Origin of the sequence: Vibrio sp. JC009, assembly GCF_029016485.1 — a bacterium.
Taxonomy (GTDB): domain Bacteria; phylum Pseudomonadota; class Gammaproteobacteria; order Enterobacterales; family Vibrionaceae; genus Vibrio.
Map to the genome: position 1 here is coordinate 2,598,005 of NZ_CP092106.1, position 16,614 is coordinate 2,614,618.

Annotated in this window: 12 protein-coding genes; 4 read left to right on the forward strand and 8 right to left on the reverse strand. The window is 45.5% G+C overall.

Annotated elements, in window-relative coordinates:
• Positions 1-55: 55 nt before the first annotated feature.
• From L3Q72_RS11515 to L3Q72_RS11530, 4 genes are all read right to left on the reverse strand, one after another.
• Positions 56-3,187: a beta-galactosidase gene (locus L3Q72_RS11515; RefSeq protein ID WP_275130094.1), complete on the reverse strand. Its 3,132-nt coding sequence runs from the start codon at positions 3,185-3,187 to the stop codon at positions 56-58.
• Positions 3,188-3,372: 185 nt separating this feature from the next.
• Positions 3,373-4,599: an ABC transporter substrate-binding protein gene (locus tag L3Q72_RS11520; RefSeq protein ID WP_275130095.1), complete on the reverse strand. Its 1,227-nt coding sequence runs from the start codon at positions 4,597-4,599 to the stop codon at positions 3,373-3,375.
• Between the two features lie 152 nt (positions 4,600-4,751).
• The gene (locus L3Q72_RS11525) at positions 4,752-5,603 is read right to left on the reverse strand and encodes a carbohydrate ABC transporter permease (protein WP_275130096.1); all 852 of its coding nucleotides are present in this window, start codon (positions 5,601-5,603) and stop codon (positions 4,752-4,754) included.
• A complete protein-coding gene (locus tag L3Q72_RS11530) occupies positions 5,603-6,523 on the reverse strand; it encodes a sugar ABC transporter permease (RefSeq protein ID WP_275130097.1) in 921 nt (306 codons plus the stop codon). Before L3Q72_RS11530 ends, L3Q72_RS11525 begins: the two co-directional genes overlap by 1 nt.
• Before the next feature lie 345 nt (positions 6,524-6,868).
• Between L3Q72_RS11530 and ugpC the strand changes: the two genes are divergently transcribed.
• The 4 genes from ugpC (at position 6,869) to L3Q72_RS11550 (ending at position 12,024) form a co-directional block, all read left to right on the forward strand.
• The gene (gene ugpC, locus L3Q72_RS11535) at positions 6,869-7,954 is read left to right on the forward strand and encodes a sn-glycerol-3-phosphate ABC transporter ATP-binding protein UgpC (protein ID WP_275130098.1); all 1,086 of its coding nucleotides are present in this window, start codon (positions 6,869-6,871) and stop codon (positions 7,952-7,954) included.
• Positions 7,955-8,416: 462 nt separating this feature from the next.
• Positions 8,417-9,172, forward strand: a complete 756-nt coding sequence (locus L3Q72_RS11540; protein WP_275130099.1) for a phosphatase PAP2 family protein — start codon at positions 8,417-8,419, stop codon at positions 9,170-9,172.
• Positions 9,173-9,214: 42 nt separating this feature from the next.
• Complete coding sequence (locus L3Q72_RS11545; protein ID WP_275130100.1) at positions 9,215-10,645, forward strand: hypothetical protein; 1,431 nt, start codon at positions 9,215-9,217, stop codon at positions 10,643-10,645.
• A gap of 224 nt (positions 10,646-10,869) precedes the next feature.
• Positions 10,870-12,024 carry an HD domain-containing phosphohydrolase gene (locus L3Q72_RS11550; RefSeq protein ID WP_275130101.1) on the forward strand — a complete coding sequence of 385 codons (1,155 nt, stop codon included), beginning with the start codon at positions 10,870-10,872 and terminating at the stop codon, positions 12,022-12,024.
• A 90-nt stretch (positions 12,025-12,114) separates the two neighbouring features.
• Here L3Q72_RS11550 and L3Q72_RS11555 read toward each other — a convergent pair whose 3' ends face one another.
• Genes L3Q72_RS11555 through L3Q72_RS11570 form a run of 4 tightly spaced genes read right to left on the reverse strand, consistent with a single transcriptional unit; the run spans position 12,115 to position 16,601 of the window.
• The gene (locus tag L3Q72_RS11555) at positions 12,115-13,212 is read right to left on the reverse strand and encodes a tetratricopeptide repeat protein (RefSeq protein ID WP_275130102.1); all 1,098 of its coding nucleotides are present in this window, start codon (positions 13,210-13,212) and stop codon (positions 12,115-12,117) included.
• A gap of 11 nt (positions 13,213-13,223) precedes the next feature.
• A complete protein-coding gene (locus L3Q72_RS11560; RefSeq protein WP_275130103.1) occupies positions 13,224-14,171 on the reverse strand; it encodes a type II secretion system F family protein in 948 nt (315 codons plus the stop codon).
• A gap of 2 nt (positions 14,172-14,173) precedes the next feature.
• On the reverse strand, positions 14,174-15,142 hold the full coding sequence (locus tag L3Q72_RS11565; protein WP_275130104.1) for a type II secretion system F family protein: 969 nt from the start codon (positions 15,140-15,142) through the stop codon (positions 14,174-14,176).
• 13 nt (positions 15,143-15,155) lie between these two features.
• Complete coding sequence (locus L3Q72_RS11570; protein WP_275130105.1) at positions 15,156-16,601, reverse strand: CpaF family protein; 1,446 nt, start codon at positions 16,599-16,601, stop codon at positions 15,156-15,158.
• Positions 16,602-16,614 lie beyond the last annotated feature (13 nt).

The window sequence follows — 16,614 nt, forward strand, 5'->3', positions numbered from 1 at the left end:
CCCAATAAAAAAGCAGCCCCGCCATTACTGGCGGGGCTGCTTTTTATCATTGAGATTAAAGCTCAAACGCTAACTGATAACGGAACTGCTTATCCGTGATCAGGAACTCCGGATGAACACTCGGGCTCCAGGAATCATCGCCGCCTACGCCCATATGCTGATGGTCGATTCTCAGATAGACCTTATCCTCTGCCACCAGTTCATTCGGATGCTTGGCTGCCGCTAGTTTCTCCTGTGAACACTGGCCGACACCAAAGTGGAAGTCCCCTTTCACCTTCATATCACCCAGCTCAACCGATGAAGTATTACAACGCAGTCCGCTTTCTGTCGGGAAGATATATGGTGTAAACATCTCTTCAACAGACAGCTGATAGTAACCGGTGCGCGCCGCTGACAATCTGTCCGGATAGTTTTCAAACGGGCCTAGGCCGTACCAGGCAACATCTTTGCCTGCTGCATCCGCAGTCAGAACGGCTTCAATACCGATTCTTGCCATTGGCGGAAGATGCTCGCTAAGCTGCACCTGAATCTCCAGTTTCAGCTCACTACCGGTAATACGGTATTGCCAGTCAGTGACTGCCATCAGTTGTTCACCGTGACGATAAGCAAAGCGGCTGATAATCAACACTTCTGTTTCAATCTCTTCCAGACGGGTTGAAACACACTCTTTACTCCAGCTTCCCAGGCCAATCTCGCCCCAGCGGGTAACCCAGGCGTTAGGGTCAACAAAGTCTGCCTCACTGGTGCCGATATCATTATCCAGAGGTGCGCGGTAGAAGTTATCTGTCAGCGCCTGCGCCAGAATGGACTTGCTGCCTTTAACCCATTGAGTCAGCTCACCGCTTTCTTTGGCAAAAGTCAGCTGCTGCTTACCCGCCGATACCACCCAGCCATCTTCGCTGGCTGCAACTGCCGGTTTCTCGCTCTTAAGCGGCGCTTTTTTCAGAACAAGGCTCTGCTTATTCGGCACTTTAAACTGCTCTGTGGCAATCACATGACCTGCATCAGACCAGTTCGTTGCCTTAGCCGCTTTTACATCAATATTCAGCAGATATTCACTGCCCGCTTTAAAGGCGTAGTTGCAGTTAATTACCCACTCCTGAGTCTGCTCTGGCTGAATTACCAGCTCAGAAGAGTCCAGCGCCACCGGCATACCGTCTTCAAGCAGAGTCCACATAAAGGACTCATTGTCACTGGCTCTGAACAGCTGCTCATTGGTGACATTCAGTTTCCACTGAAGCGCCTGCCCGTCCTGCGCACAGCCCAGCAGTGAAATCTGATATGGCTGCTGGCAATATTTTACTTCCAGCAGAGTCGGATGCGGCGTTCTGTCCGGGAAGATAAGACCGTTAATACAGAACTGACGGTCATTCTGAGTATCGTTAAAATCACCGCCATAGCCCCAGTAATGCTTACCTTCAGCGTCCGTTTTGCTGATGCCCTGATCCACCCAGTCCCAGATAAACCCGCCCTGAAGACGAGGAAACTGTCTGAATGCATCCCAGTATTTATTAAAGCTGCCGGTACTGTTACCCATAGCATGTGCGTATTCACACAGGATCAGCGGACGGTTCTCACCCGGCATGCTGATCCATTTCTTAATTGCCCATTTCGGTACTGCCGGGAAAGGCTGGTCCTGATCCACACGCGAATACATCGGACAGATAATATCGGTTGCCGATGAGTCTGCACCGCCACCTTCATACTGCACAGGGCGCGAAGGATCACGCTCTTTGGCCCAGGCATACATCGCATTATGGTTTGTGCTCTGGCCGGATTCGTTACCCAGAGACCAGATAATCACACTCGGATGGTTTTTATCCCGCTCCACCAGCTTGGTAAAGCGCATCATATAAGCCGCAGCCCACTGAGGATCGGCTGAAAGCCTTTCCATCGGGAACATACCGTGGGTTTCGATATTGGCTTCATCCACAAGATACAGACCATACTCATCACAAAGCTCATACCATCTTGGGTGGTTCGGATAGTGCGCGGTTCGTACAGCGTTAAAGTTGGATTGCTTGAGAAGTTTAATATCAGCAATCATGCTCTCTTCATCGATAGCATGGCCTTTTACTTCATCGTGTTCATGACGGTTAACCCCTTTAATCAGAAGAGGCTTGCCGTTAACAAGCAGCTGTCCGTCTTTAATTTCTACGCTTCTGAATCCGATATCATAGGCTTCGATATCCACAACCTGATCATCGGTATCCAGCAGAATCACAACACAGCGGTAAAGGTTTGGTGTTTCTGCCGTCCAGTGCGCTGGGTCTTGTACATTAAGAGAAAGGAAAACCTTGTTATCCCATCCGCCTTTCTCATCCACAATACGGTTCTGAACGCTGTCAGTTACGGTTCCGGTAACAGGCTTCAGGCCATCAAAGATCTGAACAGTGATTTTATGATTCTCAGGGTTAGCAAGAATAACGTCCACATCGACACAAGCATCCCGGTAGCAGGCATCCAGCACAGGCTTTACAAATACATCACTGATATGGGATACCGGCTTTGAAAGCAGAGTGACATCGCGGAAGATGCCGCTCATCCACCACATATCCTGATCTTCAAGATAGCTGCCGTCACTCCAGCGCAGTACCATCACCGCCAGCGTGTTCTCGCCTTCTGCCAGATAAGAGGTAAGGTCAAACTCTGCCGGTAAGCGGCTGTCCTGAGAGTAACCGACCCATTTGCCGTTACACCAGAGATGGAACGCTGAGTTCACACCGTCAAATATCACTCTGGTCTGCATCTCCAGATCGGCTTTGCTGACTCTGAAGTTTGTCCGGTAACAGCCGGTCGGGTTTTCTTCAGGAACAAAAGGAGGATTTACGTCAAAGGGGTATTTGATATTGGCGTAAATCGGGTTATCCACTTTCTTCTGCGCAGAGCCTTCAAGCTTATTCAGCTCTTCACCCTGAAGCTGCCAGTTGGACGGAACTGTGATGTCATTCCACCGGGAATCATCAAAGCCGGTTTCTATAAACTCAGCACTAACCAGTTCCGGCTTTGCAAACAGCTTAAACTTCCAGTCGCCATTTAAGCTGACTCGGGAGGAGTTTCTTTTGTTTAGTGCATCGTCCTGGCTAATGTAGTGATTTAACGGACTGTGACCTGCAAGTTGGTTTACCTGAAATGACTGAGGGTTTTCCCAGTCTCTTCGTGCAATAAGGGATTCAAAAGTAATCATGACTAACCGTCCTTTAAACAGCTTATTCGCTGCATGTGGAATCTTTTTGGCTTTTTTATTAATGGAGATAGGCAATTTTGAGCAAAAGAGTCTCGCGCTAATTGACTATTTCAATTAACAAAAACGATGTTTTCTTTATTTAATTAAGTACCGCAGCCCGAAGGCTGCGGTTATTTAGGAGAGTCTTATTTGAAAGTTCTCTTACGAACTTTTTCCAGACGCTTAAGGATAGTATCGATACGCTCAGGCTTAACCATGAACTCCTGGAATCCTTTCATGCCTTCTTTAGCCATTGCAGGATCAGTATCACGGTCGTAGAACTGTGCAGTACCGTCAGCTTCAGCAAGGATCTTAACACCAACGTTCAGGAACGGGTCGTCCATTACTTTCGCTTTACTGTTAGTAGGAATCTGCTTCATAGATTCGTTGATTAGCTGCTGAATCTCAGGCTGTGCAACGAACGCAAGGAACTTGCGAGCATCTTCTTTGTTCTTCGCTTTAGACGGAATATGGATAGTATCCATTGGCGCGTCTTCAGCTACAGGGATTGACGGGTCGATAATCGGGAACTGGAAGAAGCCCAGTTTACCGTCAAGCTCTTTCGGGAAGTTAGGCGTGATGAAGTTACCGATCAGGTACATCGCTGCCTGGCCGTTATACATGAACGGCTGTGCTTCCTGCCATGAGTAAGTCGCGTGGTTTTCAAGATAGTAGCCAGGCTCAACCAACTCTGCCCAGTTCTTGAAGGTCTTCTTAACACGCTCATCGGTGTAAGGTACTTTACCGTCCATCAGGTCGATATGGAAGTCAAGGCCGTTAGTACGCAGGTTGATGTAGTCAAACCAGCCAGCAGCAGTCCACAGGTACTTGGTACCGATAGTGAATGGTGCAACGTCGTTCTTCTTCAGAGTTGCCGCAGCAGACTTCAGCTCTTCCCAGGTCTTAGGCTCGGTGATGCCGTACTTCTCAAAGATATCCTTACGGTAGTAAACACCCCACTGGTAGTAAGTGAAAGGAACACCCCACTGCTTGCCATCAACGGTCATAGCAGGCTGAGCTGACTTAAAGTCTTCCAGCATGCCTTCTTGCTTCCACAGGCCGCTCACATCTTCCATCAGACCACGGTCTACGAAAGTCTTCATACGGTTACCCGCATACCAGAAAACAACATCCGGCGGAGAAGTTACCAGCCAGTTACGAATTGTCGTTTTGTAAGCTTCTTTGTCGTACAGGTTGTACTTAACGGTTACATCAGGGTTTGCCGCTTCAAAACGTTTTACAATCTCTTCCCAGGTCGCTTTTGGAGCAGGGTCAGCCTGGTCAGAGTTGATGACAAGCGTTCCTGCGTATGCAGAAGCAGACAGAGTAGCAGTAAGCATTGCAGATGCAGCAATGTGTTTCACATATTTCATATAGAGGTCCTTTTACTTGAGCTTAGCTCGTTTGGTCCAATGACTATTATGTTATAGCTTATTTTTATAGGGTATTAATGGTGCGAATTGCGGATGTCGCCTCTCCTGAGTTGACATAAAAGCAACCAGCCTCAGCCAGTTGCTTTTCGCAATTACCCTTTCGTTGCACCTAAAGTCAATCCGGCAATAAAGTGGCGTTGCATGGTGAAGAACAACACTACTGGTGGAATCGCAGCAACAACCGCACCTGCTGACATAAACTGCCATGATGCTGTCCACTGGCCCTTCAGTGCGCTCAAACCTGCCGTTACCGGACGAACTTCATCACTTTGTACCAGTACCAGTGCCCAGAAGAAGTCGTTCCAGATAAAGGTGAATACTAGTACAGAAAGTGCAGCCAGAGCTGGTCGAACTAGTGGCAGTACAACGTGCCAGAAGATCTTCCACTCGTTAACCCCTTCAACACGCGCCGCTTCGATAAGCGCGTCAGGGATACCAACAATAAAGTTACGCATAAACAGGGTACAAAAACCGGACTGAAACGCGATATGGAACAAAATGAGGCCCCAATGGGTATCATAAAGTCCAAAACTGATAGTCAGATCACGTACCGGAATCATAAGTACCTGGAAAGGTACGAAGTTACCCGCGATAAACGCTGCGAAAATCCAGATGTTAGCTCTGAAGCGATATTTCGCCAGAGCAAAGCCCGCCAGAGTCGATAGTGCCACTGCACCCGCTACCGCCGGAAGGGTGATCAGCAGACTGTTCATCAGATACTGCCCCATAGGCGTTGCGGTAAATACCTGAGTGTAGTTTTCTACAAACTGGATATCGCTTGGCATACCCCAGTAGTTACCGGCGTTAATATCTTCAATCGAGCGGATAGAAGTCAGCATTACCGCCACCAGCGGCAGCAGCCACATTATAAGTGCAATTGGTAGTGCTACACGGTAGCTGATATTGGCAAAGCGCCCAGCTTTTTCAATCGGTTGTGGATACATTATTTTTCACTCCTCAACATACGCCACAAGAAGTAAGCGATATAGACATCCATGATAAGGAACAGAACAACTGAAACAGCAGCACCGTAACCCATGCGGTAGTTAAAGATCGATTCTTCATACATCTGGTAAGCCAGTACCGTCGAGCTGCCCCACGGACCACCAGAGGTCATAGTTGCAATCAAGTCGAACGAACGTAATGCGCCGATAACGGTTACTACGATAGCGATAAAGGTTGCAGGTCTTAGCTGTGGAATAACCACATACCAAAGCATCTTCAGTTTCTTAGCACCGTCAAGACGTGCCGCTTCCAGCTGCTCCGGGTCTAAGTTATTCAGACCTGTGAGGTACAGAATCATACAGTAAGAAATCTGAGGCCACAGACCGGCTGCGATGATACCGAAGGTCACCAGTTCTTCATCGGCCAGGATAGAAACCGGATCCATACCAAACCAACCAAGAACAATGTTCAGAAGGCCGAAGCTTGGGTCATAGAACCAGGCAAATACCACACCCACAACTACCTGAGATATTACAAACGGGAAGAAGAAAAGTGACTTAACGACGCGAATTCCTCGAACCTGCTGGTTAAGGAAAAGAGCAATCGCCATTCCGATAGGTGGTGCCAGCATAAAGAATATTAACCAATAGAGGTTATTCTTTAGTGAGGTATAGAAAGCTTCTGAATCAAACAACTCAGCATAGTTGCCAAAGCCGACCCAGACTTTCTCGCCCAGACCATCCCACTCATACATACTGAGGTTGATACTCTGGATAATTGGATAAATAACATAGATCGAAAATACCACTATCCCCGGAAACAGGAATAGCCAAGGAGACACTTTCGAACTTACTCGCCTTTTCTTACTGACCGAAGGCATACGGTTCTCTGGGTAGATCGTTTTCACTGAACGCTCCATTTTGCCGACACTCCCACAAATTACATCGTAATTTATACAACATTGTCACAATGCTCGAATGCTCATAATTCAGTTTCGCTTATGGTGCAAATCGATAAATACGACTCTTAACAGTATCTATAATAAGCGGACAGATGAGTTTTTACACAAAGAAGACGTCAATCTGTAAACGTTTCCACAAAAATGAGTAAAATTCATGTAAAAAATATGACTGCGATCAACAATTGAAATTTCACTACTAACAAATTTCTCCGAAACGGGTATGTTTTATACAAAACGCGGGAACGCTATTTAGTTGTTGCCCGGTTAAGATAAATTAAGCCAGCTGTAGCAAAGGAGTCAGTAATGGCAGACATTACGCTGAAAAAAGTAATCAAACGATTTGGCGACGTTCAGACTATTCACGGCGTTGACCTTGAAATTAATAGTGGTGAATTCGTCGTGTTTGTTGGTCCGTCTGGTTGCGGTAAATCAACACTACTACGCCTTGTTGCAGGCCTGGAAGAGATAACAGAAGGTGAGCTTTACATCGGCGACACTTTGGTTAACGATGTTGACCCGGCTGAACGTGGCGTCGCTATGGTATTCCAGTCTTATGCACTGTACCCGCATATGACTGTTGCCGAAAACATGGGCTTTGGCCTGAAGATGAACGGCCATCCAAAGGAAGAGATCGACAAACAGGTAGCTATTGCTTCAAAAACTCTTCAGTTGGATCACCTGTTACACCGTAAGCCAAAAGAGCTATCTGGTGGTCAGCGCCAGCGTGTTGCAATCGGTCGTGCTATCGTTCGTGACCCTAAGGTGTTCCTGTTCGATGAGCCACTATCTAACCTTGATGCTGAGCTTCGTGTGGATATGCGTCTTCAGATTGCAAAGCTGCATCAGGAGCTGGCCAACACCATGATCTATGTAACTCACGATCAGGTGGAAGCAATGACACTGGCAGACAAGATTGTTGTGTTACGTGATGGTCGTATTGAACAGGTAGGCTCTCCACTCGAGCTATACCACAAACCGGCAAACGAGTTTGTGGCAGGTTTCATCGGTTCACCTAAGATGAACTTCGTACCAACCACTGTTGCAGAAAAAAATGGTGAGACCATCACACTTAAGACTCCGGATGACCAGACCTTTGTGGTGCCTATGCCTAAGAAAGAGGTTAGCCTTGGTCAGCAAATTAAGTTTGGTATCCGCCCTGAACATCTGCTGATTAACGAAGAAGCAGACATCAGCATGAACTTCCAGAGTGAAGTGGTTGAGCGTCTGGGTAACAGTACTTATATGTTCGGACAAAGTTCAACAGTAGACGGTTTTAAAGTGCATCTGCCTGGCGACCAGGAAGTGAAGAGCTTTCAGTCTCTGACACTTAGCTGTGCGGCAAGCGATGTTCACCTGTTTGATGCGGAGGGGGTCTGCATTACTAGTTAGCAGTAGTTTGCTAAGTATATTTCTCTACGTTTGCGGGCCTATGGCCCGCTTTTTTTATATTTGGCCTTCAGAACTCTTCTATACTTATTCACAGTACATTGAATTTTAAGAAATTCTAATCTGAACTGTAGAGGAATAGCATAGTTTACAATGGTTATGGCTAACGGTTTCTTAAAAAACTTACTATCAGGAATAGCTAAGGATAAAGAAATTTATCTGACATCGCTTTTTGTCATCGCAATGTCCATCAGTGTTTTATGGATATACAGTCCGGAGAAACTAAGCAGAATATCGTTATATTCACAGATTCTGAGTCCTGTCAGTGCAGCCATACTGATGCTGCATTTCACCTTCTACTATTTAAAGATGATTTATATTAAGGAAGGAAAGCCAACAAGCAAACTGTTCAAGCTCCTATACTCCTACATAACTAAACCAGAAAAATTAGTATTAATTATTCTCATGATGATAAATATTAATTTCGTACTATCTTGTTTTACGCTGCTAAAGCTCACCATACCTAAAATAGTTCCGTTTTCATTTGATGTACTTTTTTCAGATATTGATAAGCTATTCCACTTCAATTATCAGCCCTGGGAGCTAACACACGGATTATTCCAGTCTCCCTACTTTTCTCTGACTATCAATATCTTATACAACCTTTGGTTCTTTGTACTTATCTATGTGCTTTTTTACTTTATTGTCACCAATGCACAAAACCGAAAAAGGTACCTGCTCAGCTTTATCCTGTCCTGGTTTATTATCGGTAATCTATTTGCCACACTTTTCTCATCTGTCGGTCCCTGTTTTCTGTTCAAGCTAGATCCCTCTGAGACCCAATTTTTGCCACTTATGGAAATACTGACAAAGCAAAGCCACCTTCTGACCAGTCAGAACTGGCCTGAGCTGTGGGCAATTGGCACTCAAAACACCTTGTGGGAAAAATACGTTGCTGATGATGTAATGATTGGGGCTGGTATCTCAGCTATGCCCAGTATGCATGTCGCTTCAACAACACTAATGGCTCTTGCAATAAAACGGGAAAATCACTGGTTTGGTAATCTGTTTATTGCCTACGCGATTATCATTCAAATAGGCTCAGTACATCTGGCGTGGCACTATGCGATAGATGGGTACCTTGCTGCAATTATGGCCTGGATAATTTGGCATTATGTGAATAGGTACTATGATAATAAACAGATAGTTACCCCCGGTTAATCAGAGGTTCTCAGGAAAAAAGCGAAGACGGAGCTACTTATCGTGAAAGCCATTCTACCGAATGAAATAGTCAAAAACTTCTTACCCTTGGTACTGTTGAGCTTCTGTGCTATCTGTCTTTTCTCCTTTTCTGTTGCCAGTGATGCTGTTGGCGTTTTTGATCTAAAGCGCATATTTATCTGCGTCGTGGTCATAGCGAATTGCCTGCTTCTGATTTTGTCCTCTTCTTTAAAAAAACAGTTCCTGTTTCGCACCAAAAGCATCGAAAAAAAAACGGCACTCTTGCTAACCGTCTTTCTGTTTTTTGTCATTATTTCAAATACCTTCTTCAGCCTTTACTTTGTCAGAGCACAACTCGATTTCTTCTATCTGCTCGGGCTTGCACTGCTGACCACGACAATATCCACCGGCACTATATGTGACCGGCAAGTTATTTACCGTTATTTCTCTGCCATCACTACGGTACTATTTTTATCTGTGATGGCCGGTCACTGGGTTCACTCATCGGTTGAAACTGTGCCTCATATCCGGAGTATTCTTAACTTCGCAAACCCAAGGTATATCAATCAGATTCAGATTTGGTTGATTGTCCCGGCCCTCTATCTTGTCCTAATCAGTTACAAACGGCGTGGACTAAAAGGTTCACTGCTTCCTTTGCTGATCGCCTCATTACATGTCGCCATGGGACTGGCCTTAGATGCCAGGGGCTTTTTCCTGGTTTCAGCCACATCCGTTCTGATATGGTTGTTTATCGATAAAACTAACCGGGCTGCCTTGGTAAAGTTACTGGGATTGGTTTTTATTGCCGGTATGGCGATAAAGTACTTACTGCTTACACCGTTTCCCTTCTACCTGTTCAACGGCTACCTGCCCGATTCAGTCTATGAGCTGCGGACTACATCATCCAACCGTATAACAGTATGGAAAGATCTGCTGGGAATGGCTTCATTCTGGGGACATGGCGGAGATGCCTACGTATGTAACTCCCACCCGACTGTTGCAGGCCCGCATAACTCCCTGCTGCTGTATCTGTTTAACTGGGGAGTGGTTCCGGCGCTTTCATATACCCTGCTTGTTGCTCTGTTGTTTTTTAAAGTAATCACCACAAAAATGCCTTCAGTCCGGGTTGCCGGATTGTCTGTCCTGGCCGGGCTGGGATACAGCCTGATTACAGGTACACTGGATCTGCCATTGAGCCAGTTAATGGCGGTTATCTCACTTGCTCTGTTCTGGTATAAATCAGCTCCAAAAGCCCCATCGACGTCTGCTCCCCCCAACGCCATCGATTCGGCCAGCGCGAAAGTTCTGATTATTCTTTCCCTGCTGGTCATAACAACGGTTTCCTACCGGGTGTACGACAGAGTCAGTCATAACCATTACCGCCACTTACTTGTGGAAGATGAGAAGCCAAGGCCCCAATTCTGGATGGAAAACAGCTGCCCGGATGAAGAGTCTTATTTAAGAAAATTCTGACCATCAGCCAGGTCGGTACAAATTAGATCAAACTCACAATATCAATCAATATGATAGGCAGCTTATTAATAACTCACCTCTTCTTTAATTTTCTTCATTTTTTTTTATAAACTTAGTAGTCAATATCGAAAAATAGTGTCTAAACTTATCTTATAAGGATAACTTTATATCAACTCCATTAGATGAAGTAAGGGCTTCACCTGATAATTAGCCGGACGATCATAATGCGCACTATGAACAACACAGGTATACCGATGCATGCTCATCCAAATCAGCTTAATTCGCTGAATCATGAGCTGACTGACTTGCATAAAAAAGTAAAAACCAAGGTTCCGGCATTGGATAGAATTGCTTTTGTTCTTTATGACAAAGATCTTGGCCTTTTAAAAACTTATGCAGAAAGCTCTGACAACATAGACTCATTTAACCACCATGAGTTTCCTTTATCTTCATGTACCTCTCTGAAAGAGTGTGCGGATAGTAGTCAGCCAAGGGTTATCAACGATATACCCTCTACTCTTATTCCAAACAACAAGCACTCGAGATGGCTGCTTGATCAAGGATACCGATCCTCATTTACCGTTCCGATTTACAACTTTCAGCAATTTATCGGGTTTGTTTTCTTTAACTCTCACAAGAAAGGTCTCTTTACCCAGCTTGTCCAGAATGAACTTCTGCCATACTGTGACTTAATCAGTTTTGTCGTTAATGCCGAGTACTCTTTGCTGCACTCCATTCTGGCATCCGCTGAATTAACCAAAGAGCTTTCTCCCGGCTACAAAAAAGAGTCCCGTGAGCATGTTGAAAGAATGAGTCGTTACTCTCATCTGATAGCAAAAGGCGTCGCTGAGATTTACCAGCTTGATGATGAAGTGATAGAAAATATTCATATTTTTTCAAGGCTGCATGATATCGGAAAATCAGCGCTTCCTAAGGATCTGCTACTGAAACCGGATAACCTGCAATACGATGAGCGGGATATCATGAAGGCGCATATCAATAATGGTATTTCACTGATAGATAAAATTCTGGATAACCTGGGTAAACCTTCTCACCCATGCGTAGATATTCTTAAAGATATCATCGCATGCCATCAGGAGTTTCTTGATGGTAGCGGTTACCCTAATGGTTTATCACATACAGAAATTTCAGTGCCGACACGTATTATCACCGTTGCTAATATATTCGATGCACTAACCAGCCACAGACCTTACAAACAAGCCTGTTCTGTTCCGGCGGCACTGCTTGAGCTGGAAAAAATGGTTTCTGCCGGAAAACTTGATGAAAACTGTGTCTCAGCCCTGAGAGATCACCATGATCTGCTGAACGAAATCATCAAGCAGTTCCCAGAAAGGGATCCAAGTATCAGTTATAACTAACGCTTCCCTAACACAACATTTGCATGGACAAATGTTACTAAGTAAAGCGACCGCCATTCGGCGGTCGCTTTTTTTCAGCTGTTATCCAGATTAAGGCTTAATGATTTCGACTTTATCTGCATCTGTGTCTGCTTCAGTTTCAGCGGTAGCGGATGCACTGCTTACAGAGTTGGTCACCTGAGTCTGCTGTTTATCTGCTCTTATTTGAGCTAACGCCCTTGCCAGATTTTCATTAGCCAGTTTGTAGTATGACGGTTTTTTATCTATCGCTCTTTGCAGATATGGAATCGCTGCATCCGGTTTGCCCTGCAGAATCAGGAAGTAGCCCACGTTATTTAACGCTTCCGGCTCTTCCATCTGACGCATAAATACATTTAGCGCTCTTGCGTTCTCTCCCAGAGCAAGGTGTATCAGTGCCAGGTTATTTACCGCTTTCTCATTATTTGGGTCAAACTGCAGTGCGGTGGTCATCAGGCGTTTGGCAATATGATAGTTACCTGTCATATAGTGCGAATAGCCAAGATTAACCATGGTTTTAACCGAACGGGAGTTAATCTCCAGCGCTTTCTCATAAAATCTTTTAGCTACGTCATAACGGGCTGCAACATCAGAAAGTATCCCCAGTCCCATATAGCTGTCTAAAGGAGAAGATTTATCTACAGACAGAGAAGCAATTTCATCCTCTTTCAGCAGTTCAAAGTTCTCAAGCTGAGTATTTTTGTTCAGACGTTTTTGATCAGCATTCACAGCCTGAAGGAATAAGCGACTCCCATCCACGGTCCGGCCAGCTTTGCTGTATATAACTCCAAGCTGTTCCAGGGACTGGATATGTTCCGGATTAACCTCTATAGCTCTTAAATAAGCTTTCTCAGCAAGCGCCAGATTGCCTCTGGACTGGTGAATCCGGCCAATATTGTACAAACTCTTATCCTGATATTCGGCTTCAGGAAAAGAGAGAGAACGGATATATTCAAACAGAGCAAGATCGTATTTTCTCAGGCTAAGTGCGGTATCACCACGAGCTATCGCTTCCATCTCGGATTTTGGGGGCTCTTCATTAGTCAATGAGTCAATAGGAGCACCCAGATAGAGTTCGGAATCAAATGCCATTTCCGGCTCTTTATTAGATGCACAACCTGCCAGAAACAAACTGATAAAACCGATAAGTATTATTTGTTTTTTATTCATAACTTATGTCCTTATTTTAGTGCATCCATAACAAGTACCAAACCAGGGCCGATAGCCACAATAAAGAAGCAAGGCCAGATAAACAAAATCATAGGGAACAACATCTTAGTCGGAATCTTAGCCGCAACCTCTTCCGCCTCCTGCTGTCTCTTATCCCGGTAATCATCCGTATAAGTTCTTAAGGTGTTCGCCAGGCTGCCACCAATTTTTGCTGCATGCCCCAGCATACTAACCAGGCCGGAAAGTTCTTCAAGCCCAGTCCGGACAACCAGTTCCCCCAAAGCATCAGTCACTGTTATCCCTGCTTTAATCTTGGCACACACGGTATCCAGTTCATCCGAGAAGTCCGGGTGAGAGATAGCCAGCTCATTGGCAACACGCTGAAGGGAGGCATTAAAACCCAAGCCTGACTCAGTACACACCACCAGCAAGTCCAGCGCATCGGGAACCGCGGCTTTTAGTTTTATCCGCCTGGTACTGACCATTTTTGACAACATCATATTCGGTGAAAATATACCCACACCAAGTGCTGTGACAATAGCAAGATCCGTCCAGTTACTTCTTGGAACATAGAACCATATTGCACCGGCGATAATAACGCCAATAATTGAGGTTAGCGTTTTTACCGCATAAAACGTAGAGACAGCCCTGTTCTCGTGGTAGCCGGCGTGCATCAGTTGGTGACGAATGGACTCCTGCTCTTTTTTACTCTTAGGAGCCAGTACCGGAGAGAGTGAATCCAGAGTATTGCCAAACCTGCTGCTTCTTTTTTCCCCCAGTTCATTGCCGCTGGAAATATCTTCCAGTCTTTTTGAAACCTGAGACCGGTTACCTATGATAAGCAGCCCGACAGCAATGAAAAACAGGATACTCGCAACCAGAATGACGATAAGAAACAGGGTTTGCCTATCAACATATTGCAACCCCAAATCACTCAGTAAACTTGTGATCGTATCCATAACTAGATCCTAATATTTATTATCTGCCTAATCCAGAAAGCACCTATTGCCAGCAACACAATCCCGACAGAAACCATATTCAGCCCTCTTGGATCCTGATATAAAACCTGAGCATAGGTAGGGTTGATAACCATCAGCATCCCAAACAGAGCAAATGGGGCTAATACCAGAATCCACGCTGACATCCGAGCCTCCGCTGACAAGGTTCTGATTTTTCGTGACAGCTTAAACCTGGCACGCAGCACATTAGATACCTTATCGAGGTTTTCTGTTAAGTTACCGCCGGTTTCTTTCTGCAGTAATACTGCACTGGCGAACGCCATCATAGAAACCGTAGGTGAACGGTCCACCATCTGCAAAATTGCCAGCCTGAGATCGTAACCGAAATTCAGCAGGTTAAAGGTGTTTCTGAACTCGATACCTATTGGTGGTGGCATCTCTGTTCCCACTTCATAGAAGGACTGGTTAAGCGGCTGGCCTGCCTGCAAAACCCTTTTAATGATATCCAGCGCTTCTGGCAGCTGCTCTTCAAACTGCATCAGCCTCTTGGTTATCCGGCTATTGAGGTACATATACATAACAAGCCAGACAAAGATAGGCGCTGCAACTGTCACGTACCAGGTCTGGTTTGACACAACACAAACCATCGCTGATATCACGCTTATTAAGAAGGTGATACCGAGGGTTTTACCCATGGCCCATCCGGTTCCCGACAGTTCGATAACCTTTCTGAAGTCTTCAAAGACGGAAAACTTAATCAGCTGCTTTTCAAAACCCGTCAGACCTTTGTTGTAGTGCTCCTGCAACAGAGACTTACTCTCTTCATCCAGATTATCTTTGGTTTCTCTTAACCTGGCAGCCAGCTCTTTATGCTTTGCTCTCTGTCCGGCAGCAGGCAGAATGAGCGCCTGCGAAATAAATACAATTGCAAAAAAAAGCAATACTAAAAATAAGGTAGGATCATTAGTCATAAGCTAAATCCTTTTAGTAAGATTCGCCAAACAGCTCAAATGGCAACTCAAGCCCCCTGCGGGTAAGCTGTTCGTGACAACTTGGTACTACACCAGTTGCTGTATAGTGGCCGATAATATTCCCTTCAGAGTCAATCCCTTCACGCTGATACTTAAATATCTCCGACATGGTGATCACATCACCCTCCATACCATTGATCTCTGAAATACTGGTCATACGGCGCTTACCGTCCTCCTGTCTTTCCATTTGCACAACAAGATGAATAGCTGAAGCAATCTGAGAGCGAAGGTTTTTGGTGGTGATATTCCAGCCAGCCATGGAAAACATATTCTCTACCCGGCTTAACGCATCACGGGGGGTATTGGCGTGAATGGTTGCAAGTGAACCATCATGGCCGGTGTTCATAGCAGCCAGCATATCTACGGCTTCGGCACCACGTACCTCACCAAGCACAATGCGATCAGGGCGCATACGCAGACAGTTTTTCACCAGTTCCCTCTGGCTTATCTCACCTTTACCTTCAAGGTTAGCAGGACGTGTTTCCAGTCTTACCACATGCGGCTGTTGCAGTTGCAGCTCTGCCGAGTCTTCAATGGTAATGATGCGCTGGTCAGAAGGAATAAAACCAGAGCAGATATTTAGTGTGGTAGTTTTGCCTGAACCCGTACCACCTGAAATCAGAATATTCATTTCCCCTTCAACGGCAGCTTCTATAAATCTGGCCATAGGTTCGGAAAGGGAGTTAAAGCTTAGCAGGTTTTCCATGGTCAGTTTATCAACTGCAAAGCGACGAATAGAGACTGAAGGGCCGTCAATAGCAAGTGGAGGGATAATTGCGTTTACACGTGAACCATCAGCCAGGCGGGCATCCACCATAGGTGACGCTTCATCAATCCGCCGGCCAATCTGACTTACGATACGGTCGATAATATTTCTCAGATGACGGTCGTCTAAGAAGGTGTGCGGCGTTCTTTCAAGCTTACCAAACCTTTCTACATAGACACTCTTCGGTCCGTTAACCAAAATATCCGATACTGTAGAGTCAGCCAGTAAGGGTTCCAGAGGACCTAAACCAAAGACTTCATCTTCAATCTGTTTTACTACCCGTTTACGACCTTCAGCACTGAGGGGGTGAGAAACATCATCATCCATTAACTGAACAATCGCTTCGTGCAGTTCCTTCTTGGCTCTGTCCGCTTCCAGGTTAGACAGAATCCCTAAATCAAGAGTTTCCAGCAGGCGCTTATGGTAGTAATGCTTGGTATCTAGCTCCTGCTCAACCAGTTTTCTGCTCTCATCAACCGCTTGCAATTTAACATCTATCTCGCTGGGTCTTTTCTTTTCAACTGGTTTTTTTGCCGGCTCCGGGGCCCGTTCTTTCACAGCCGTATCGCTAATGGAAGCACTGTTCGCTTTTGCTTCAAAATCCGGATTGACATTTTTTCTTTTGAAAAACATAAGCACTCCCTCG